At 62.9% G+C, this 20,929-nt stretch carries 19 protein-coding genes; 10 read left to right on the forward strand and 9 right to left on the reverse strand.

Translation table 11 applies throughout. The features are described 5' to 3' along the window. Nucleotides 1–151 precede the first annotated feature (151 nt). Nucleotides 152–613: a L,D-transpeptidase gene (locus AC3EML_RS00730; RefSeq protein ID WP_352498130.1), complete on the reverse strand. Its 462-nt coding sequence runs from the start codon at nt 611–613 to the stop codon at nt 152–154. A 331-nt stretch (nt 614–944) separates the two neighbouring features. On the opposite strand from AC3EML_RS00730, the gene AC3EML_RS00735 reads away from it, so the two are divergent. Together AC3EML_RS00735 and AC3EML_RS00740 are read left to right on the forward strand one after the other, a co-directional pair. Beyond that, the gene (locus AC3EML_RS00735; RefSeq protein WP_023670061.1) at nt 945–1,277 is read left to right on the forward strand and encodes a hypothetical protein; all 333 of its coding nucleotides are present in this window, start codon (nt 945–947) and stop codon (nt 1,275–1,277) included. A gap of 33 nt (nt 1,278–1,310) precedes the next feature. Beyond that, complete coding sequence (locus AC3EML_RS00740; RefSeq protein ID WP_023670062.1) at nt 1,311–1,481, forward strand: hypothetical protein; 171 nt, start codon at nt 1,311–1,313, stop codon at nt 1,479–1,481. A gap of 71 nt (nt 1,482–1,552) precedes the next feature. Here the strand turns inward: AC3EML_RS00740 and AC3EML_RS00745 are convergent, their stop codons facing one another. Further along, nucleotides 1,553–2,257 carry a response regulator transcription factor gene (locus AC3EML_RS00745; protein WP_023670063.1) on the reverse strand — a complete coding sequence of 235 codons (705 nt, stop codon included), beginning with the start codon at nt 2,255–2,257 and terminating at the stop codon, nt 1,553–1,555. A 94-nt stretch (nt 2,258–2,351) separates the two neighbouring features. On the opposite strand from AC3EML_RS00745, the gene AC3EML_RS00750 reads away from it, so the two are divergent. Together AC3EML_RS00750 and AC3EML_RS00755 are read left to right on the forward strand one after the other, a co-directional pair. Next, nucleotides 2,352–3,080 carry a response regulator gene (locus tag AC3EML_RS00750; RefSeq protein WP_023670064.1) on the forward strand — a complete coding sequence of 243 codons (729 nt, stop codon included), beginning with the start codon at nt 2,352–2,354 and terminating at the stop codon, nt 3,078–3,080. A 221-nt stretch (nt 3,081–3,301) separates the two neighbouring features. Beyond that, the gene (locus AC3EML_RS00755; protein WP_023670065.1) at nt 3,302–5,392 is read left to right on the forward strand and encodes a hybrid sensor histidine kinase/response regulator; all 2,091 of its coding nucleotides are present in this window, start codon (nt 3,302–3,304) and stop codon (nt 5,390–5,392) included. A gap of 235 nt (nt 5,393–5,627) precedes the next feature. Here AC3EML_RS00755 and AC3EML_RS00760 read toward each other — a convergent pair whose 3' ends face one another. Continuing rightward, nucleotides 5,628–6,008 (reverse strand): hypothetical protein, encoded by a 381-nt coding sequence (locus tag AC3EML_RS00760; RefSeq protein WP_023670066.1) that lies wholly within the window; start codon nt 6,006–6,008, stop codon nt 5,628–5,630. A gap of 503 nt (nt 6,009–6,511) precedes the next feature. Between AC3EML_RS00760 and AC3EML_RS00765 the strand changes: the two genes are divergently transcribed. After that, the gene (locus AC3EML_RS00765) at nt 6,512–7,714 is read left to right on the forward strand and encodes an aromatic ring-hydroxylating oxygenase subunit alpha (RefSeq protein WP_023696407.1); all 1,203 of its coding nucleotides are present in this window, start codon (nt 6,512–6,514) and stop codon (nt 7,712–7,714) included. Nucleotides 7,715–7,729: 15 nt separating this feature from the next. Here AC3EML_RS00765 and AC3EML_RS00770 read toward each other — a convergent pair whose 3' ends face one another. Continuing rightward, nucleotides 7,730–9,142, reverse strand: coding sequence for an aminotransferase (locus AC3EML_RS00770; RefSeq protein WP_023745794.1), 1,413 nt, complete (start codon nt 9,140–9,142; stop codon nt 7,730–7,732). 291 nt (nt 9,143–9,433) lie between these two features. Between AC3EML_RS00770 and AC3EML_RS00775 the strand changes: the two genes are divergently transcribed. The 3 genes from AC3EML_RS00775 to AC3EML_RS00785 all read left to right on the forward strand — a co-directional run bounded on the left by AC3EML_RS00775 (nt 9,434) and on the right by AC3EML_RS00785 (nt 12,337). Further along, entirely contained in the window at nt 9,434–10,351 is a 918-nt protein-coding gene (locus tag AC3EML_RS00775; RefSeq protein WP_352521776.1) for an ABC transporter permease, read from the forward strand. Continuing rightward, on the forward strand, nt 10,348–11,172 hold the full coding sequence (locus tag AC3EML_RS00780; protein WP_023690125.1) for an ABC transporter permease: 825 nt from the start codon (nt 10,348–10,350) through the stop codon (nt 11,170–11,172). The genes AC3EML_RS00775 and AC3EML_RS00780 overlap by 4 nt, the downstream gene beginning before the upstream one ends. 91 nt (nt 11,173–11,263) lie before the next feature. Continuing rightward, the gene (locus AC3EML_RS00785) at nt 11,264–12,337 is read left to right on the forward strand and encodes an ABC transporter ATP-binding protein (protein WP_023690124.1); all 1,074 of its coding nucleotides are present in this window, start codon (nt 11,264–11,266) and stop codon (nt 12,335–12,337) included. Nucleotides 12,338–12,377: 40 nt separating this feature from the next. Here the strand turns inward: AC3EML_RS00785 and AC3EML_RS00790 are convergent, their stop codons facing one another. The 5 genes from AC3EML_RS00790 to AC3EML_RS00810 form a co-directional block, all read right to left on the reverse strand. After that, on the reverse strand, nt 12,378–13,673 hold the full coding sequence (locus tag AC3EML_RS00790; protein ID WP_352521775.1) for a flavin monoamine oxidase family protein: 1,296 nt from the start codon (nt 13,671–13,673) through the stop codon (nt 12,378–12,380). After that, the gene (locus AC3EML_RS00795; protein WP_023690122.1) at nt 13,670–14,746 is read right to left on the reverse strand and encodes an extracellular solute-binding protein; all 1,077 of its coding nucleotides are present in this window, start codon (nt 14,744–14,746) and stop codon (nt 13,670–13,672) included. The genes AC3EML_RS00790 and AC3EML_RS00795 overlap by 4 nt, the downstream gene beginning before the upstream one ends. 116 nt (nt 14,747–14,862) lie before the next feature. After that, nucleotides 14,863–15,945, reverse strand: coding sequence for an ABC transporter substrate-binding protein (locus AC3EML_RS00800; protein WP_352521774.1), 1,083 nt, complete (start codon nt 15,943–15,945; stop codon nt 14,863–14,865). 58 nt (nt 15,946–16,003) lie between these two features. Continuing rightward, nucleotides 16,004–16,684, reverse strand: a complete 681-nt coding sequence (gene betI, locus AC3EML_RS00805; protein WP_023690120.1) for a transcriptional regulator BetI — start codon at nt 16,682–16,684, stop codon at nt 16,004–16,006. Between the two features lie 8 nt (nt 16,685–16,692). Beyond that, nucleotides 16,693–17,511: a class I SAM-dependent methyltransferase gene (locus AC3EML_RS00810; protein WP_352498126.1), complete on the reverse strand. Its 819-nt coding sequence runs from the start codon at nt 17,509–17,511 to the stop codon at nt 16,693–16,695. 201 nt (nt 17,512–17,712) lie between these two features. Between AC3EML_RS00810 and AC3EML_RS00815 the strand changes: the two genes are divergently transcribed. Next, a complete protein-coding gene (locus AC3EML_RS00815) occupies nt 17,713–19,332 on the forward strand; it encodes a phytoene desaturase family protein (RefSeq protein WP_352498125.1) in 1,620 nt (539 codons plus the stop codon). Continuing rightward, nucleotides 19,319–20,884 carry a phytoene desaturase family protein gene (locus tag AC3EML_RS00820; RefSeq protein WP_352521773.1) on the forward strand — a complete coding sequence of 522 codons (1,566 nt, stop codon included), beginning with the start codon at nt 19,319–19,321 and terminating at the stop codon, nt 20,882–20,884. The genes AC3EML_RS00815 and AC3EML_RS00820 overlap by 14 nt, the downstream gene beginning before the upstream one ends. The last annotated feature ends 45 nt before the right edge of the window (nt 20,885–20,929 follow it).

Raw genomic sequence — 20,929 nt, forward strand, 5'->3', positions numbered from 1 at the left:
TTAGCGAACAAACGAAAAGAGGCCGGAAATTTCCGGCCTCTTTTTTGACTGGATTGATTTACCGCGAAGCTCTGATGGAGCTTCAGGCGGGAACTTGCGGTGCGGCATGACCTGGCCGGCTGCGCTGCACCATCGCTCCAAACGCAGTCTGCTACTTGACGATGACGATGCTGGTGTTGGTCGGGCCGAAGGTTTCGACCAACTGGTAGAAGTCGGCGGCATTGTCGGGATGCAGCCGCACGCAGCCATGCGACGCCGGCCGTCCCAGCCGCTTGATGGCGTTGGTCGCATGCACGGCGTAGCCGCCGCTGAAGAAGACCGAATGCGGCATCGGCGCGTTGTCGTATTTCTTCGAATGCCACATCTCGTGCATGCGGGTCGGCTTGAACGAGCCGGTCGGCGTGACATGCCCACTGTCGCCGGTCGAGACCTTCCAGGCGAAAGTCGGCCGGCCATCGACCAGCACTTCCATGGTCTGCTGCGACAGCGAAACACGCGCCACGATCTGGTTTGCCGCGGCATGGGCGGTGCTGTTGGCGGTGCCAAGCAGAAGCGCGGCGCCGCCGGCTGCGGCGGTGACGTTGATGAGTTTGGCGGAAATGGCTTTGTACATGATGGCTCCTCTTTGCCGGTCCTGCCGGCGTCAATTCGGTGGCCGCCTTATCCCCGCGCCATGTTTCAGACTGACTTCGCTGAGGCTCGTTTGTGTTTCGAATCTGTTTCCTCTGGTTAACAAGCAAGGTGGACAAGGGAAGCGTGCTCCGCCTTCGCTGCGCACTCCCGATCACGCACCGCGCCCCCAAACGAAAGTGCTGATGTCCTTATATGAAAGAAGATTGGCTTCGCTCGAAACCGACTTGCAACAAAGCGCGGCCTGGGCGGCATGATCTGGTTACAGGCTCGCGGCACAGTCATCCCAACGAGAACAGCCGGCGCCAACGAAAATGAGCATCAAATCGACCACCCTGTCCTGGCTCTTCAGGATAAGCATCGCCGCATTTGTCGTCGGCGGCATCGGCACAGTAGCCGGCACCCCGATGACGAAACTGGCGGTGATGAATTCGGGTGAGATTTCGACGCTGCATGCCGCGCTGTTCATAGCCTTGGTCTGGATTGTCTCCAGTCTGCGCATCAACCGTCTCAGGGCCCTCTGGCGGGTCGGCCTCGGGTTGAAGTGGATGCGCGGCCCCTCCGGCAACTTGCTGCCGAGAGGACCGAAGGCCCGCGTCGCAACGGGGGGCTCCGTGGGCGACGCGGGCACTTCGGGTTTATCCTGAAGCACCCGCGGTTCTGATTTTTGGGGACAACCGATGAAGACGAAATCTGCAGCCTCCGTGCTTTCGGTACTGCTCTATGCACAAGGCCTGCTCGGCTTTGCCGGTCTCGCCACGGTTCTCCTGAAGGACCGCGCGCATGCCGCCAGCGAAATCGTAGTCGCCAGCGAATTGCCGTCGGGACCATCGCTTCTGGTGGTGCGCTGACGCCTATGCATGGCGCCCGAGATTGCGCAGCTTTTTTGGGCGAGCCGAGGAACAATCCAGCCTCCCGACCCTCAGTCGGCGCGCTGCGTCGGCGGGTCGAACCGGTAGCCTGCGCCGCGTATAGTTGTGATGGTTTCGGTGTCGAGCTTGCGGCGCAGCCGCACGATGCGCGAATCGATCGAGCGGTCGAAGGCATCGGCATTTTCGGCGGGCGCCGCCGCAATGATGTCGTCGCGCGTCAGCACCTTGCGCGGGCTGGCCAGAAACAGCCTGAGCAGCGCCACCTGGCCCGGCGACAGCTGTTCTTCCGTACCCGAACGGTGCATGACGATGGCCGACCGCAAATCGACGGTGGCATTTTCCAGCACGATCAGTTCCTGGGCGGACCTGCCGCGCCGCGTCAGCAGGCCGCCGATGCGCGCGGCAAGCTCCCTGACATTGAGCGGACTTTCGACGACATCTGCGGCGCCAAGCTCGAGCGCCAGCACCTTGTCGACCAGATCGGCCGGCCGGCAGATCAGGATGAAATCCGGCCCCGCCTTCCCGTCCGCGCTCTGGCCGCCGCCATAACGCCTGAGCAGGTCCCGCCCTTCCGCCTGGCTGAGGCTGTCGCCGACGATGACGATATCGATGCCTCCGGCCGAAAGCAGGGATTCAGCTTCCCAGGGCTGCCGCGCCTCGCGCACGTCATGGCCGCGCCGGTCGAGATGATCGGCAAGATCGCCGGCCACCACATCGGCGACGGAAACCAGCGCGATGACGGATCGTGCAGCCATGTTTTTCTTCCCGTTCCCCCGCAACCGGATATGAGTGCTGGACATCATGTTTATACCCAATCTACTTTCCGCTGAAAGCGGGAGCGAGGCCATAGTGCGGGCACGGATTGTCATCGTCGAGGACGAGCCCGATCTCCGGGACGCGGTCGCCGAGTATCTCGGCGCCAACGGCTACGATGTGACCCAGGCCGGAAGCGCGGCCGAGGCGCGCGCCTTGCTGGAGACGGAATCGTTTCATTTGGCCATTCTCGACATCGCCATGCCGGGCGAGGACGGACTGTCGCTCGGCCGCTGGCTGCGCTCGAAAATACCGGTCGGCATCATCTATGCCACGGCTGCCGGCACCGCACTCGACCGCATTGTCGGGCTGGAGCTTGGCGCCGACGACTACATCGTCAAGCCCTACGAGTTGCGTGAGGTGCTGGCTCGTGTGCGCAGCGTGCTGCGCCGCGTTCCGCAGCCGAGCCCGCCCCAGGCGGCGAAGACACAAGCCGATGGCGGCCGCCGCCTGACCTTCGGCCCGTTCCAGGCCGACCTCGACGGCAGGCTTGTCACCGGCGCCAACGGCGCCGTCATCGACATGGCCAAGAGCGAGTTCGATGTGCTGGAGGTTTTCCTGACCCGCGCCAACCGGCTGTTGACGCGATCGGCGATCTCCGAGGCGATTGGTTTTGTTGAGGATCCTGAATCGTCGCGCGCCGTCGACATTCGCATCATGCGGCTGCGCAAGAAGATCGAAACCGATCCGGCCAATCCGAAATTTTTGCGCACAGTGCGCGGCGAAGGCTATATCTTCTCGCTGCCGACCGGTGACGGGCACTAGAGCAATTACAGGAAAAGTGTACGCGGTTTTCCGCCCGGAATTGCGTAAAAACAAAGAGATAGAGGCTTCTCCGTTTCCGTGAAACGGTGAAACGCTCTAGCAATCCAGGAACAGTGCGTAGCGATTTCCGTTCGGGATTGCATTGAAACATGGAGCGTTTCACCTTTTTCGTGAAATGCTCCATAGCTGCCTAATTCGACGGCCCTTTACTGATGGCTGACATGACCGCTGAACCAGCACCACGTATGGACCCGCAAGGCGCTCGCCAGAGCGCCGCGATGGCGGCTGTGCGCGTCGTCCGCCGGTTGCGCGATGCCGGCGACTGGCAGCGCGAGATGGAAACCATCCTCGAAACGCTCTGCAGCGCCATGAATTGCCAGCGCGGCATCCTGTTCAGGCTGCGCGAATTGCCCGGCCAGGGCTTCGCCCAATCGGTCGCCGCCTACTGGATCGATCCTCGCTTCGGCGGCGAACTGGCTTCGCCGACGGTGATCATGCAGTCGATCGTCGATACCGATCCGCTGCTGGAGCGGATTGGAGAGGACGAGCGGCAAGGCAAGATCTTCGCCGGCCATACGCGCGATCTCGACGGGTTCCTCAGGGCCGATTTCGAAAAGCAGCACATCAAGTCGTTCCTGTCGGTATCGGTGTTCGCGCACGGTCATCTGTGGGGCACGTTCGCGGTCAATGACTGCCTAAACGAGCGCGAATGGACCGAAGAGGAAGAGGCGACGATGCACATCATCGCGCTCGCCATCGGCGACGCCATCGAGCACTCGCCGTCCGACGCCCATGCCAGCGAAGTCATCCGCCGCACCATGCTGCAGGCGTCGCTCGACGCCATCATCGTCATCGACGAGACCGGCTCGATCATCGAATTCAATCCGGCCGCCGAAAAGATGTTCGGCTATCAGCGCAGCGACATCCTCGGCAAGGACCTGCTCGATACCGTGGTGCCGGAATATTACCGCAAGGGCTATGTCTCGGGCGCCGAATACATGTCTGGCCGCGGCGCGCCGATGGTTGGCCAACGGCTTGAGACCGTGACACAGAATGCGGCCGGCGAGGTGTTTCCCATCGAATTGACGGCGACCGAGATGCGGGTGGCTGACCGTCAGCTCATCTTCGGTTCGATCCGCGATCTGCGCGATAAGCTGCGCGCCGAAGAAGAGATCAACCGCCAGCGCGAAAAACTGCACCAGAACGAGAAGATGGCGGCGATGGGTTCACTGCTGGCCGGTGTTTCGCACGAGCTCAACAACCCGCTCGCCGTGGTCGTTGCGCAGTCGACGCTGCTGCATGAATTCGCCACCGACCCGCAGACCAAGGTTCGCGCCGAGAAAGTGCGCGCCGCTGCCGAGCGCTGCGGCCGCATCGTCAAAAGCTTCCTGTCGATGGTGCGCCTGCATCCGGCGGCGCAGGCCGAGACCGATCTCAACCAGGTGATCCGCGCCGCACTCGAAGTAACCGCCTATGGCGCACGCTCGAGCGGCATCATCATCGACACCGATTTCGCGCCCGGCCCGCTGCTGGCGATGGCCGATGCCGACCACGTCACGCAGGTGGCCGCCAATTTCCTGATCAACAGCCAACACGCTCTGGCCGGTATCGGCGGCGACCGCCTGATCAAGGTGCGGACATTCCGCAGCGATCGCGGCAACCCCGGGTTTTCGGTCGAGGACAACGGACCGGGCATTCCCGAGGCGATCCGCAGCCGCATCTTCGAATCCTATTTCACCACCAAGCCGGTCGGCGTCGGCACCGGCATCGGCCTGTCGATCTCGAAATCGATCGTCGAGCGCCACAACGGCAATATCTGGTTCGAGGAGGTGCTGCCGCGTGGCGCGCGCTTCGTCGTCCAGCTGCCGGTAATCACCGGCGGCGCGGCAGCAGCCGGCGACAGCCCGGCTCGTTCCAGCGGCTTGCGCCATGCGCTGATCATCGACGACGAACCCGACGTCGCCGGCTCCCTCTCCGACATCCTGGAACTGATGGGTATCAAGTCGCGGGTCGTGCCGGCCTGGACGTCGGCGGCGGCGACCTTGACCGGCCACATGCCGCCAGACATCGTCTTTTCCGACTTGCGCATGCCCGGCACCAGCGGCATTGCCATCTACCGCGAATTGCTCGCCGACAACCTGGCGCTGGCCAAACGCTTCGTGCTGGTCACCGGCGACCTGATCGGCGCCAAGGCCGAGATCGAAGCCTTGCCGGCGCCGCAGCGCCCGCAAATCCTGGAAAAGCCGTTCTCGACGCTGGACGTCCGCGGCGTACTCTCGGCAATAGCCGACCAGGTCGCCGCCGCCGGCTAAGTTTTCGGAAGCACCCATGTAGGGTCTATCGAGATTCGGGTCAGGCCGAGTCGAGAATGGTGGTTCCCGAGAACCGGAGCGGAGCGTACTTGAAGTACGCGAGCACCGGAAGCGCAGGGAACCTCCATGCGCAGGCCGGCCTCACCCGAATATCGATAGGCCCTAAAAAAGAGGCTCCCGACCGAGGGAAGCGGCGGGAGCCAAGAACGAGCGCGGGAGGAAGCGCTCGGGAGGTTCAGAAAACGTTGGGTGTCGTGGTCAGCGGCGCTGCGTTGGCGATCATGCGGACGGAACGCGCCTTGTGCACGCCGGACTGGGCGGCGATGACGCGCAGGCACTCCGCGCTCTCGGCGCCCCAGGCCTGACCCTGGCAGGCAAAATCGATTTCCGGCTCCGGCAGCCGGGCGGTCTTGATGGTGGTCGGCGCGCCCTGGACAACATTGGCCGGCGGGTTGAGCGAAGCAAAAGCCGGACCGGAAGCCGGTGTCAGGAACATGACGGCCAGAGCGCAGGCGCCCAGCATGGAGAACATCGCAACCGGATGGTCGCTGGCGCGCTGACGCAGTGCCAGTTTGGCGCGTCGTTCGTTGCTAGTGATCTCGACTTTCGTATGCATTGCTGCTCCCCTTCGTTTTCTTATGAAACGAACCTAAGCGCGCCTGGTAACGGGCGAATGATGCGCTTGGCTTGCCCGCGTAACAGGTTTGAAACAAGAAATTCGGGCATATCCGGACAGATCCGGTCATGTGCCGACGGCAAGATGCGTTTGCGAAGCTGTTTCATCCGGGCAATCAAATGTTGACGACAGGCGGGCCGCGAACGCACCAAGCCCGCTTCCTGTCGGCCGCACTATGAACAAGCTCACACTGCGGATCGAATTTGCGGACGCCAGGTATTTTCGTCTCGGAGCGGGCCGTGTTTGCAAGCTCGGCACGGCCAAATCCGCATGCCGGACAGCTATTTCACGCCCCCGGTTAACGCCCGGATATTCCGGGATTTTCTGGCTTTCAGCTGGTCCTGTTGTGCCGACTTGAAAAGTTGTGATTTCTACAAGCCATTGCATTTCAATGTAAAATATGGTTTTATTGAATGAGTATTCAATAAAAGAAGAGCTTTTTTATGAACCCGCATCTCCGTGACGTGGCGATCCCCAATGATTGGGACCGGCGGGGTCTGCCGGGCTGGAGTTATCACTCCGACGCGCTTCTCGAACTTGAGAAGGAATACGTCTTCCGCAACCATTGGCAGATCGCCGGCCATGTCTGCGACGTGCCGAATGCCGGCGACTATCTGACTATGGACGTGGTCGGCGAGCGGGCGCTCATCGTGCGCGGCAAGGACGGCGTCGTGCGCGCCTTCAACAACATGTGCCGGCATCGCGGCAGCCGCGTCGTCGCCGACAGCCAGGGCACCTGCAAGAACGCGCTGGTCTGCCCGTTCCATGGCTGGGTCTACAATCTCGACGGCACGCTGCGCGGCGCCGCCCGGCCGCGCTCCTTCCCCGAGCTCGACAAGACCGAATTCGGCCTGATGCCGCTCGACCTTGAGATATGGATGGGCTTCATCTTTGTCCGCTTTCGCAAGGGCGGCCCGCAGCCTTCGGTGGCCGAACTGTTGAAGCCGATCGAGGCCGAGATGGCACACTACAACGTGGCCGAGATGGTGCCGTCCTGGGGCATCTGGACACAGAAAACGCCGGTCAACTGGAAGTCGGTGCGCGACGTCGACAATGAAGGCTACCACGTCGCCATGGCGCATCCGGCGCTGCAGGATCTCTACGGCTCGACCTATTTCGACGAGCCGTTCATCAACGGCGTGTCGCGCTCGTTTGCCACCTACAATCCGCATGCCGGCCGGCGCTGGAGCGTGCGCGAATACATCAAGCTCACGCCCGATGCCTCACACCTGCCGGAGCATCTGCGCAGGGCCTGGATCTATTACGGCATCTTCCCCAACAACGCGCTGTCGATCATGCCGGAATCGGTGCAGTTCTATCAGGAGTTCCCGCTGTCGACCGGCGAGACGCTGCTGCGCGGCGCCATCTACCGCTACCCCGACGAGACCCGGGAACAGGCGGCCGCCCGCTATCTCGCCTACCGCATCGACCGCGATACCATGAACGAGGACGTGCAGCTTTCCGTCTGGTCAAACGAGTCCATGATCTCGGAGGCCTTCGAGGGTTTTTATCTCTCCGACCTCGAATACGGTGTGCGCACCCACCACGACCATCTGCGCAAGCAGATCCCGGTGCTGGGCCTGGAGACGGCGCCGGAGGAGAAGGACATGTGGAACCTCAATGAGGCTATGCGCTCGCAGGTGTAGGGGCGGAACTGCCAGTCACCCCTGCCACACGCCCTCTTTGCGCAGATCATCCATGGTCCGCGAAATGCCTTCGCGCAGGATCGCCACCATGTCGTCGATCTGCTCTCGCGTGATGATCAGCGGCGGCGACATCACGCACATGTTGATCAGCGGCCGGACCAGGAGGCCGAGTTCGTGGCAATGCGCGTCGATGCGCTTGCCGACATCCTTGTCGAGCTGCAGCGGATCCTTGCTTTCGCGGTCGGCTACGCACTCGACGCAGCCCATCAGGCCCATGCCGCGGACTTCGCCAACCAGCGGCAGTTCCTCCAGCGTCTTCAACTGCGCCTGGAAATAGGGCGCGACATCGCGCGTGTGGGCCAGCACGCTGTCTTCCAGGATATCGAGGTTCTTCAGCGCCACCGCGCAGCCGATGGGATGACTGGTATAGGTCAGGCCATGGCCGAACATCGCATCGGGATGGTTGGAACGGCGCATTTCCTGAAGCAGCCGCTCCGAGATGATGACGCCGCCAAGCGGGAAATAGCCTGATGTAACGCCCTTGGCGAAGGTGATCATGTCGGGGTCGATGCCGAAGCCATCGCCGGAGGCAAAGACATGGCCGAGCCGCCCGAAGCCGGTCACCACCTCATCGGAGATATAGAGGATATCGTTGTCCCTGCAGATTTCGCGAATGCGCTGGAGATAGCCATCCGGCGGCACGACGACGCCGCCGGATGCCTGCACCGGTTCGCCGACGAAAGCACCGATCTTCTCTGCGCCGACGCGGGCGACCGTATCGCGAAACTGATCGACCAGGAAATCGCAGAAGGCGGCGATGTCAATGCCTTTCGGCCGCCGGAACGGGTCTGGCGAGGACAGTTTGACGACCAGATCGTCGGCGCCGTCCATCCAGTCGCGGTCGCGCGGCCGGCCGTTGAGCGAGGCCGACAGATAGGTCGAGCCGTGATAGGCGCCGCCGCGGCTGAGGATCAGCTTCTTTTCCGGCCGCCCGCGCACATTGTTGTAGAACTGCATGAAGCGCAGTGCCGTCTCGACAGCCGACGATCCGCCGGTGGTGAAGAAGGTATGGCTGAGATCGCCCGGCGCATGATCGGCGAGGCGCTTGGCGAGCTCGGCCGACGGCGCATTCATCGTATACCAGGGCGTGTTGTAGGACAGCATCATCGCCTGGTCGTACATCACCCTGGCCAGCTCCTCGCGGCGGTGGCCGACATTGATGCACCACATGCCGGCCGGCCCGTCGATCAGTCGCTTGCCTGTTACATCGGTGATGTAGATGCCATCGCCCTCGCCGATCAGCGCACGCGCTTCATTGCCGACCGAGCCGGCATAAGGCCAGGGCTGGATGAGATGGCGCTTGGCCAGCTCGACCGCATCGCCACCGTCAGCCATTTCCATCGCTCTTAGGTCTCTTGCAGCCGCCATCATTGCCTCGCATCGTCTGAGCGTAATTTCACCGGACAGAAAGCGAAGCGCCAAGGGCAGGAAAGCCGGCTTTCTTCACTTCATTTTGAATGTCCGTTCAATCAATATTACAGAAATAGCGCTTGATTTCAATGCACGGATGCGCTCATGATGAAAGAAAGCCGGCAAGCTTGAGCGCAACCAGCAAAGCGCGCTCCGCAAAAATTGGGAACAGGCAGCCGGCCCGGTCGATGGGAGCATCATGGCGGAACAGTTCGAGCCAGCAACCGAGATCACGCCCGGGTCGCTGCAATGACGGTAGCTGCCGAAGGGGTGCCCACGCGGCGCATGACGCGAGCAAGGCGAAACGCCCTTCTGCAGTCCGAGTCCGTCCAGGGCCTTGCCCTGATCAGCCCGACCTTGGTCTACGCTTTGATCCTGCTGCTGGTGCCGATCCTGGTGGTCTTCGCCCACTCCTTCTGGACGCAGAACTACCTCACCATCGACCATACATTCACGCTGGAGAATTATCGCATCGCGCTGACCGAGCCGATCTACCGCGATCTGCTCTGGCGCTCGCTCTACATTTCGCTGACGGTGAGCTTTTTCACCGTCATCCTCGCCTATCCGATCGCCTATTTCATCTCGTTCCATGGCGGTCGCCACAAGAGCCTGTGGCTGTTCCTGATCACCATCCCGTTCTGGACCAGCTATCTCCTGCGCGTGATGTCATGGAAAGTCATCCTCGGCTATAATGGCGTGCTGAATTCCGGCCTGATGGGCCTCGGCATCATCGACGAACCATCGACCGCGCTACTCTACAATTCCAGCGCCGTCATCATCACGCTCACACACGCCTGGGCGGCCTTTGCCATCCTGCCGATCTTCGTTTCGCTCGAGAAGGTCGACCGCACCTTGGTCGAGGCTGCCACCGATCTTGGCGACGGCCCGCTGCGCTCCTTCCTGCGCGTGACGCTGCCGCTGTCGGCGCCCGGCGTCATCTCGGCCGCTCTCATCGTCATGATCCCCACCGTCGGCGACTACGTCACCGCAAGGCTGGTCGGCGGCAAGGATGGCGTGATGATCGCCAATGCCATCGAGTCGCAGTTTCACAAGGCCTCCAACTGGCCACTCGGCGCGGCACTGTCCGTGACCACCATGCTGGTCGTGACGCTGATGGCGGGCGCCACCGTGCTCATCATCCGCGCGCTGCAGAGGCTGGCGCAATGACGGCGAGGCGGCGCCTTTTCCCCGGCGGCTGGCTGTCCGCCTACGCCCTCCTCTACGTCGTCTTTCTCTATCTGCCGGTGATCTTCCTGCCGATCTTCTCGATCAACACCGCGCCGACGCCAAAATTTCCTCTCACCGGCTATACGCTGAAATGGTACCAAGACCTGCCGAAGACGCCGGCGCTGCTTGACGCCGCCTGGAACAGCCTGATCGTCGGTATCTCGGCATCGGTGCTGTCGACGCTGCTCGGCATCCTCGCCGCCCGCTCGATCACCCGCTACCGCTATCCCGGCCGCCGCACAATCAATGGCCTGATCATGGCGCCGCTGGTGCTGCCGGAAATCATCCTCGCCATCTCCATGCTGCTGGTCATGCTGCAGTTAGGCCTGAGCCTGTCGCTGTTCACCGTCGTGCTCGGCCATGTCCTGATCTGCATTCCCTATTCGATGACGGTGCTGACCGCCGGTTTCGAGGGCTTCGACCGCAGCCTCGAAGAAGCCTCCGCCGATCTCGGCGAGAGTGCCTTCGGCACCTTCCGGCGGGTGACGCTGCCGATGGTGGCGCCGGCGATCATTTCCAGCCTCCTGGTCTGCTTCACCATCTCGCTCGACGAGTTCGTCATCGCTTTCTTCCTGACCGGCACCGAGACGACGCTGCCGATCTATATCTGGGGCCAGTTGCGCTTTGCCGCCAAGCTGCCGGGTGTGTTGGCGCTGGGCACGCTGCTGCTGGTTGCCTCTTTCGTTTTGATGACCGTTGCCGAGATCCTGCGCCGTCATGCGGCCAGACGCACCCAGAGCGAGGGAGGCCTCTATGCCTGAGCAGTCCCGGGCCGAACGGCCTCAGGATGAGCCATCCAAGCAAGATAAGTCCGAGCGGGCCCAATCTGATCGACCCCAAACCGACCGAGCAATGATCGAAATCCGCAGCGTTACCCGCAGCTATGGGGCGTTCAAGGCGCTCGACGACGCCTCGCTGACCATCAAGGAGGGCGAATTCTTTTCGCTGCTCGGCCCTTCCGGCTGCGGCAAGACCACGCTGCTGCGCATGATTGCCGGTTTCGACAACCCGACCAGCGGCTCGATCTCGGTCGGCGGCCAGTCGATGGAAGGCATCCCCGCCAACCGCCGGCCGACCAACATGGTATTCCAGAGTTATGCCATCTTCCCGCATCTCAATGTCGAGCAGAATGTCGCCTATGGGCTGAAACGGCTCAGGCTGGGAGGAACGGAAGAAAAGCGCCGCGTCGAGGAAGCGCTGGCGCAGGTGTCGCTCACCGGCCTCGGCAAACGCCTCGCCACCGAGCTTTCCGGCGGCCAGCGCCAGCGCGTGGCGCTCGCCCGCGCCTTGGTGATGCGGCCCAAGGTGCTGCTGCTCGACGAGCCGCTGTCGGCTCTCGACAAGAAATTGCGCGAGCAGATGCAGGTCGAACTGCGCCGCCTGCAGCAGGCGGTCGGCATCACCTTCGTGCTGGTCACCCATGACCAGTATGAGGCGCTCGCTATGTCCGACCGCATCGCCGTAATGTTCGGCGGCAAGATCGCCCAGGTCGCCTCGCCCAAGGAAATCTACCAGCGGCCGGTCAACCGCCAGGTCGCCGATTTCCTCGGCGGCATGAATTTCGTAAAAGCGCAGATCATAGAGGAGAATGCCGCCTCGCTGGTCGTCGACACGCTGGGCTTCGGCCGCGTCAGGACCGACAAGCCGAAGGCCTTCATGCGCAATGGCGGCGGCGCCACTCTGGGCATCAGGCCGGAGCGATTGCGCGTGCTGTGGGACAATGCGACGGCGAAATTCGAAGTGGCCGGCAAGGTGGTCGAACGCCACTATTTTGGCGAGATCACCCACCTGATCGTCGAGATACCCGGATTGGAAAAGCCACTGTCGGTCACCGAGACCAACGACTTCGGCGCCGACGATATCCCCGTCGGCACGTCGGTCCGCCTCGGCTACGATCCCGAGGCCCTGGTGGCGATGGCGGACTGAGCATGATCCCGAAAAGTGGGAACCGATTTTCGGAATAAGATCATGCTCCACTAAGAATTTTAAGTTCCGTCGCGATCTGTTTGGCTGCGATCCGCCCCATCACGATGGCGCCTTCGACATAGCCCGGGAATGACGGCGACAGTTCCGACGATGCTAAATGAACCGGGGCAGCGCCGGCACGGATCGTGCGCTCGGCATCCCGTGCCGTCACATCGACAATTAGGTCGCTGTAGGCGCCGCCGCTCCAGCGGTCATCGATCCAGTCGCGCTGGCTGAAATCGATAATGCCGGCCGCCTCCGGGCCAAGGGCATCAACGAGCCTTGCCGTGACCTCCGCACGCAGCGCCGCGTCCGCGAGCGGACGCCAACGCAACGCCAGTGGTCCGCCGACGAAGACGACCAGCGCGGCATGTTGCGCATCCTTGCTGGCGTCACAGGCGAACAGGCCCGGCAGGTCGCGCCACATCACCATGCCGCACAGGTCGCGCTCGCGCCAGAACGGCGTGGGATAGCGCACCAGGATCTTGATCACCGCACCGCTTTCCCAGACGCCGAGCGCCTTTGCGAGAGCCGGCGGCAGAGCGGGCGCGAAATCCAGCTTCGCGGCCGTCGCCGGCGGCAGCGCGACCAGCACTTTTCGCGCTTCGATGGAGCTGCCTGCCGAGACGGCACGAACCCCTTGCGGGCCGTGCTCGATGCGCGTAACCGGCTCGTTCAGCCAAACCCTGTCGCCGAGATCTCCGGCCATATCCTCGGCCAGCGACTGCATGGTTTCGAGCAGCGAATATTGCAGCTCAGGCACCTCGTTGGTGATGCGGCGGTCATTGTCGATGAGGTACCACAGCGGCACCTTGTCCATCGCCAGGCACCACAGGCCTTCGATCATCGAGCGGAAAGCCGTCTTGGCGTCAGTGGGATCATGCTGGCGTTCGAGCCAGGCGGCAGCGCTCATGCCGGCGATCGAGGGATCGTCCGGCTCGATCGCATTCATCCGCTCGCGGATTGCCATCGCGCCATGATAGGTCCGTTCGGCCTCTTCGACCGACAGCGATGGATGGGTGATGAAATCGCCATTCACATAGGTTTCGACGAAGGCCTTGCCACGGGACGCGGCCAGCGCCGTCACCTCCGGCATGTCTTCGCAGAAAAACTGGCCGCCGCTGTCGATGCGCTCGCCAAGCCCGTTGCGAATAGCCTCGACCCTGCCGCCGACGCGGTCGCGTGCTTCGAGCAGCACGACATCGATGCCGGCCTTTCTCAGCTCAAGCGCAGCCGACAGGCCCGTGAAACCGGCGCCGACGATGACGACATCGGTTCTTTCAGTCCTGTCGCTCAATAGCCGGCCTTGATCTTCTCGAATTCCGTGACCATGCGCTGCTTGAGCTCAGGCGGCACCGGCTGCTGGAACAGCGTCTTGTCCAAGAACTTGTCGAGATTGTCGAAGCCACGGTCGCTCAGCACCTGATGGTCGATCGCGGCCATCCCGGCGCTGTTGCCGTGGCCGTAGCCGAAGGTCTTGACCAAGTAATCGGACACGGCATGCGCGTTGACCGCACTGAGGAAATCATAGGCCTGATCGAGCTTGCCCGGCGCATCCTTCATCAGCACATAGCCGCACACCCAGGTGGATATGCCTTCCCTCGTGTCGCGGTTCATGGCGATCGGCATGCCTTGGCCCTTGAGCGTCACGAAGGTCTCATTCCAGCCCCAGACGAGGTCGACCTCATTGCCGGTAAAGGCCTGGTTGAGGTCGGTGTCGTCGGTCCAGTAAAAGCGGACGTTCTTGTGGACGTCACGCAGGAAGGCGGACGCCTCCTGGAACTGCGCGTCGGTCATCTTGGTCCAGTCCTTGAGGCCGATGACCAGGCTGGCCAGCGCATAGGCGTCATCGACATTGTCGCCGATGGTGACGCGGCCCTTGAATTTGGGATCGGCGAAAATCTTCAGCGACTGCGCTTCCTCCGCCGTGACCTTGTCGGTGCGGTAGAGCAGCGAAGTGTTGCCCCAGTCGAACGGCATGAACCAGGCCTTGCCGTCGGCGGTGACGGCGAGATCCTTCATCGCCATGATGCCGGGATTGAGATCCTGCCAGCCGGCGATCCGGGAGGTGTCGAGCGGCTGCAGAATGCCGGCCGCGCGCCACTTGGTCACGCTTTGCGAGCAGGGGTGGGCGATGTCGGCCTTGAAGCCGGCGCGCATCTTCTGGAACGCTTCCTCCTCGTCGCCGAAGAAAGCAAAGGTCGGCTCGGCGCCGTATTTGGCGGTGTAGTCGGGGTGCAGCAACGGATCTTCATAACCCGACCAGTCGAACACGACGAGGTCTCCGCCGCCTTCGGCATAAGCAAGCACGGCGCCTGCGCCGACCGTAAGGGCGGCAGCAAGAGCAAGGCGGCGAAGCATGGAATTCATGGCGCGAAACTCCTCATCGCGAAAAGCGGCCGGGCGACGTTACGGAATTTCAGCGGCCTTGGCGAGACCGTCTGCCCGGCGCACTGACAGGCAGACGGAGGAAGCCGGACAGAGCTTTAGTACCCCGCCTTGATCTTCTCGAATTCGGCGATCATCTTGAGCTTGAGCGACGACGGCACGGGCGATTGGAACAGGGTCTTGTCGACGAATCTCTGCACATCGTCATAGCCCTTTTCTTTCAGGATCGCCGGGTCGACGCCGGCCATGCCCTTGGCGTTGACCTGGCCATAACCCCAGTCCTTGACCAGCACCTTGGCGGTCTCGGGATCGTTGATCGCGTTGAGGTAGTCATAGGCCTTGTCGACATTGCCGGGTGCGTCCTTGAACAGCACGTAGCCGCAGACCCAGGTCGAGATGCCTTCGTCCGTATCCTTCTTGGACTTGATCGGCACACCGGCAGCGACGGATTGTACCGTGGCATCGTTCCATGCCCAGGCGAGATCGACCTCGCCGCCGCTCAGCAACTGGACGACGTCCGTGGTATCGGTCCAGTAGGAGCGGACATTCTTGTGCACCTGGCGCAGGAAGTCGGACGCCTGCTTGAACTGGTCGTCCGTCATCTTGGTCCAGTCCTTGAGCCCCATGGCAAGGCTGGCCAGCGCATAGGCGTCGTCGACATTGTCGCCGATCGAGACCCGCCCCTTGAACTTGGGATCGGCGAAGGCCTTCAGCGACTGCACATCCTTCGCGTCGATCTTGTCGGAGTTGTAGGTGAGCTGGGTGTTGCCCCAGTCCCACGGCATGAACCAGGCCTTGCCGTCCGAAGTGGTGGCCAGATCCTTCATCGCCATGATGCCGGGATTGAGATCCTTCCAGCCGGTGATCTTCGAGGTGTCGAGCGGCTGCAGCAGCCCCGCCTCGCGCCACTTTGTCACGCTCTGCGAGCAGGGATGACCAAGATCGGCCTTGAAGCCGGAGCGCACTTTTTCGAAGGCTTCGTCCTCGTCGCCGAAGAAGGCGAAGGTCGGCGAGTCGCCGTTCTTCTCGACATATTTGGGGTGGAAGCTCGGGTCCTCATAGCCGGACCAGTCGAACACGATCAGGTCCTTGTCGGCGGGGACCGCAATCGCCGCGGCCGAACCAGCCAGCGTCGCCGTCAGCGCCAATGTCAGTGTCAGGCGTCGGGCTATTCTTTTCATGCTGTTCCATCCTCTTTGTTTCTGATTGTTCGCTCCGGCTTGGATCCGCCGGTTGTTGTCAACGTCCGCTGTCCGGCGGGTAGTGCTTCGGAAAGGCGGCCGACAGGAATTCGTTTGCCGCCTGTAGCGCGCTCTCACGGGTGACGTCCTCGGTCCCCATCATCAGCCGCAGCCACAAGCCCTCCAGCATGGCGCTGAGCGCCAGCGCCATGACCTGCGGCTCATAGCCATAACCACCGCCCTGCTTGAGCGTGGCACAGAGGTCGATGAAGATCTTCTGGTAGGCCGCGTCGCGCGCGCCGCACAGCGCCTGGTAGGTCGGCCGCGACTTGGCCTCGCCCCAGAACGCGCACCACGCCGCGAGCTTGCGCTTGTTGCAGATCGAACGGTCGAAATCGGCGGCGACCAGCGCCCGCAGCTGCCGGGCTGGATCCTCGCCGGCCTTGGTCAGCGCGACGCGCCAATGCGCCGCATATTCGTCGGCCATATAGGCCAGCGTGGCGACGAGCAGCTTCTCCTTGCTCTCGAAATGGAAGTTGACGATGCCGCGCGACAGGCCGGCGCCGTCAGCGACATCGGCCATCGTCGTTTCCGAATAACCGCGCTTGGCCAGCGAATCGATGGTCGCTTCGATCAGCTGCTGTTGCCTGACCTCCTTCGACGCCTTGCGGCCGCGTTTTTCCGGCTCGGTTTTTCCAGACGTGTCGGAGGATCGCTCTTCGCGCGCTGCAGCTTTCATCGGTGCCGTCATGCTCCACATTGCCGGCTATCCCACCACAGCCGGCTTCCACCCGCGAAGATGAGTGGGACGGTGCTCGCCACTGTCAAGCACCTTCTGCATGGCTTCCCAGGTCTTGATGTTCTTGTCGACATAGGCCGCTCCGACCGCGACTGCCGCCGTCTCGTAGAGCGGGCCTTCAGCCTTTCCAGCTCGCCGCGTGCGACCTCGCGGTACCAAGAATTGCGGTCCTTCACAGTGACATCGGCAAAGCCGGCGCTGCGCATCGCTTGCGCATAGCGTGCCGGCGAGGCCATGGCGAAGGACAGGCCTTCGGCCGCGACATAGGCCTTCATCTCAGATGACGGCTCGCCGTCATGGCCGATCAGCCAGTCGGAGGCGGCAAGGACGCCGCCCGGCTTCAGCACGCGGAAGATTTCCGCAAACAGCGCGTCCTTGTCGGACACGTGCACCAGCGCATCCTTGGAGAAGACGACATCGAACGAAGCGTCGGCAAAAGGCAGCGGCCCCGGCGGCGCCTGGACGAAGCTGGCGCGGTCTGAAAGCCCTCGTGCAGCGGCATGCTTTCTGGCCGCCTCGATCACCGGCCGCTCGATGTCGAAGCCGGTGGCATGAGCAGCACCGTGGCGCTCCACCAGATGCAGCGCGATGCCGCCGGAGCCGCAGCCGATGTCGAGGATCGTCTTGCCCCTGAGCGACAGCCCTTCGACCACCCGGTCGACCTCGTCTGGTCCGCCCGGCGACAGATAGCCCTCGCCCCACAGCGCCTCGAGGAAGCGGATCGCGGCGTCGTCATATTCCGGCTCGCCATCTGCCGTTTCGATCATCAGACCTTAAGTCCCGTCAGCCGAATTGCGCAGGTTCGAATGCCGGCAAAGCGTAGCGTATTAACAGGAAAACGCAATATCATTTGTTGAACATTCATTCAGAATGGCTGGACAGAATAGCCGCTGCCGTGCCAAATTCCGCGCATTCGGCGACAAATCACGCGAAAATGAAGGGTCGAGCACCATGAAGGCTGGGCGCGAATGAAAGCTTGGGATGCGATCGTCATCGGCGGCGGACACAACGGCCTGGTCAACGCCTGCTATTTGCAACGCGCCGGGCTCGACGTGCTGGTGGTGGAAAAGAACGACTGGGTCGGCGGCGCCGCCACCAGCCGCGAGCTGACGCCGGGCTTCCTCTACTCCAACTGCTCCTATGTCTGCTCGCTGTTTCGCCCCGAGATCATGCGCGACCTCGAACTGCCGCGTCTCGGCTTGCAGGTTATTTCCTATGAAGGCGGCGCCGTGTTCACCCGCGACGGCGACTACCTCGCCAACTACCGTGACCACGATGCGCACCGGCGCGAATTCGCCCGCTTCTCCAGGCGCGACGCGGAGGCCTATGACCGCTATTCGCGCGACGTGACGCGGCAGTGCCGTTTCATCCAGCCGCTGCTGATGCGCACCGCACCGGACCCGGCCAGTCTCAAGCCGCGCGACCTCGGAGAGCTTCTCTATCTCGGCAAGAAATTCGTCGGCCTGTCATCAGAAGAAATGGCGCTGACGCTGCGCTTCTGGACCATGTCGATCTCGGAATTCCTCGACGAATATTTTGAGACCGATGTCATCAAGGCGAACTTCGCTTTGTCCGGCATTATCGGTACCGCGCTCGGGCCGATGTCGCCCGGCACAGCCTACGTGCTGCTGCACCATTATATGGGTGAGGTCGACGGCTCGGTCGGCGCCTGGGGCTATGCGCGCGGCGGCATGGGCGCCGTCACGAAGGCGCTCGCCGCTTCCTTCAAGGCGTCCGGCGGCGCTATCCGCACCGGCGCCGAGGTCGACCATGTGCTGGTGAGCCGAGGCAAGGCCAAGGGCGTGGTGCTGGCCGGCGGCGAGGAGGTCTACGGCAAGCTCGTCGTCTCCAACGCCGACGTCAAACGCACATTCCTGAAACTGGTCGAGGAGAAGGAACTGCCCGACATTTTCCTGCGGCGGGTCAGGAACTTCAAGATCCGCGGCTCCTCCGGCAAGGTCAACATCGCGCTGGATTCTCTGCCGGAATTCCCGGCACTGCCGAAGGATTCACCCGTTTATCGCGGCGACATGCATTTCACCGATTCCATGGAGCGCATGGAGCGCGCCTATGACGACTGGAAGGTCGGTCGCTGGTCGGCCGACCCATTCCTCGACATGGTCATCCCAACGACGCTCGACCCGACCATGGCGCCGCCGGGCAAGCATTTCATGAGCTGCTTCGTGCAGTACGCACCGCCCAAGGTGAAGGGCCAGGACTGGACCGATGCCGACCGCGACGGTTTCGCCGAAAGCGTAGTTGCGCAGATCGCCGAATACTCGCCAGGCTTCCGCGACCGCATCGTCCATATGGAGGTGCGCACGCCACGCGAGATCGAGGCCGAGGTTGGGCTGACCGAAGGCAATATTTTCCAGGGCGAGCTGACCTTCGACCAGCTGCTGTTCAACCGGCCGGTGCCGGGCTACGCACAATACCGCTCGCCGGTCGGCGGGCTCTATATGTGCGGCTCCTCGACACATCCCGGCGGCGGCGTCATGGGCGCACCCGGCCGCAATGCGGCAGCCGAGATCCTGCGCGACCTCGCCAAATCGACCTCCCATATGAGCGCGGCCCATGACGTCATTTGATGCCATCATCATAGGCGGCGGCCATAACGGCCTTGTCGCTGCCGCCACTCTGGCCAAGGCCGGCCGCAAGGTGCTGGTGCTGGAAGCGGCCGGCGATGTCGGCGGCGCGGCGCGCACCGAAGAGTTTGCGCCGGGTTTTCGGGTCTCCTCGATCGCGCATGTGCTGAACCGCCTGCACCCCGACGTGGTGAAGACATTGGAGCTGGAGAAACACGGGCTGCAGGTCACCCGTACAGACTTCATGCCGTCGGTCGCCTTGGCGAAGGACGGCCCGCCGCTTGTCCTGCACGGCGCCTACGGCGAGGTGCTGACCGGTTCCACTCCGTCCGAGCAGTACGCCTGGAGGGAATTGCGCGCGCAACTCATGCGCTATGCCGGCATCCTGAAACCGTTCCTGTCGCGGCGCCCGCCCGATCTCGGTGGCATGTCGCTGCTTGAAACCGCAGCGCTCGGCCAGACGGCCGCGGCGCTGAAAAAGCTCGGCAAGGAAGACATGCGCGACTTCCTGCGCGTTCTCCTGATGAACGTCGCCGACCTGCTCGACGAGCAGCTTGCCGATATCAGGCTGAAGGGCCTGCTTGCCTTCGACGCCACGCTTGGTAGCCATCTCGGTCCGCGCTCGCCGACCTCCCTGCTCGGCCTCTACTATCGGCTGGCCGGCGAGACCGGCGGCAAAACCGGCGCGCAGATGCTGCCGAAAGGTGGGATGGGTGCAGTCGTCGCCGCGATCCGCGCGGCGGCGGAGAAAGCCGGCGTCACCATCCGCACGGCAGCGCCCGTGGCCAGGATAGTCGTCGAGAAAGGCCGCGCCGTCGGCGTGACCCTCGACAGCGCCGAGGTGCTGCACGCCAGAACGATCGTCTCCGCCATCAACCCGGCGACCACCATGCTCGGCCTGGTCGGGTCACGCGAGATCGGCACCGGCTTCGTGCGCAAGGTGAAAAACATCCGCATGAGGGGCGACGCGGCGAAGCTCCATCTGGCGCTCGATCGGCCACCGCAATTTTCCGGCGTCGACACCGATAATCGGAAGGGCCGTCTGGTTATCGCGCCCTCGCCCGACCATGTCGAGCGCGCCTTCAACCCGTCGAAATATGGCGAGTTCTCAGCCGAACCAGTGATGGAGATCACACTGCCGTCGCTCTCCGACCCGTCGCTCGCGCCAAGCGGCGCCTGTGTACTGTCGGCTGTCGTGCAATACGCGCCTTATGCGCTGAAAGAGGGTTGGGACGCCGGCAAGCCGAAATTCCTCAGAGCTGTTATGGCGCAGCTCGAAGCCTACGCCCCCGGTATCGGCAAGTCCGTGCTGCATGCCGAGCTTTTGACGCCAGCCGATATCGAAGCCAACTGCCGCATGCCGGGCGGCCACTGGCACCACGGCGAATTGCAGGCCGACCAGATGTTGATGTCGCGGCCGGTCTCCGGCTGGTCGGGCTACGACACGCCGATCGAGGGGCTGTTCCTGGCCGGCGCCGGTTCGCATCCAGGCGGCGGCGTTTCGGGTGCTCCCGGTTTGAATGCGGCGCGGCGCATCATCGCGATGAAGGGATGATCGGATGTTTCAGCCAGTCAACGCCGCACTCTACGGCAAAGGAAT

Source organism: Mesorhizobium sp. P170090 (assembly GCF_057786115.1).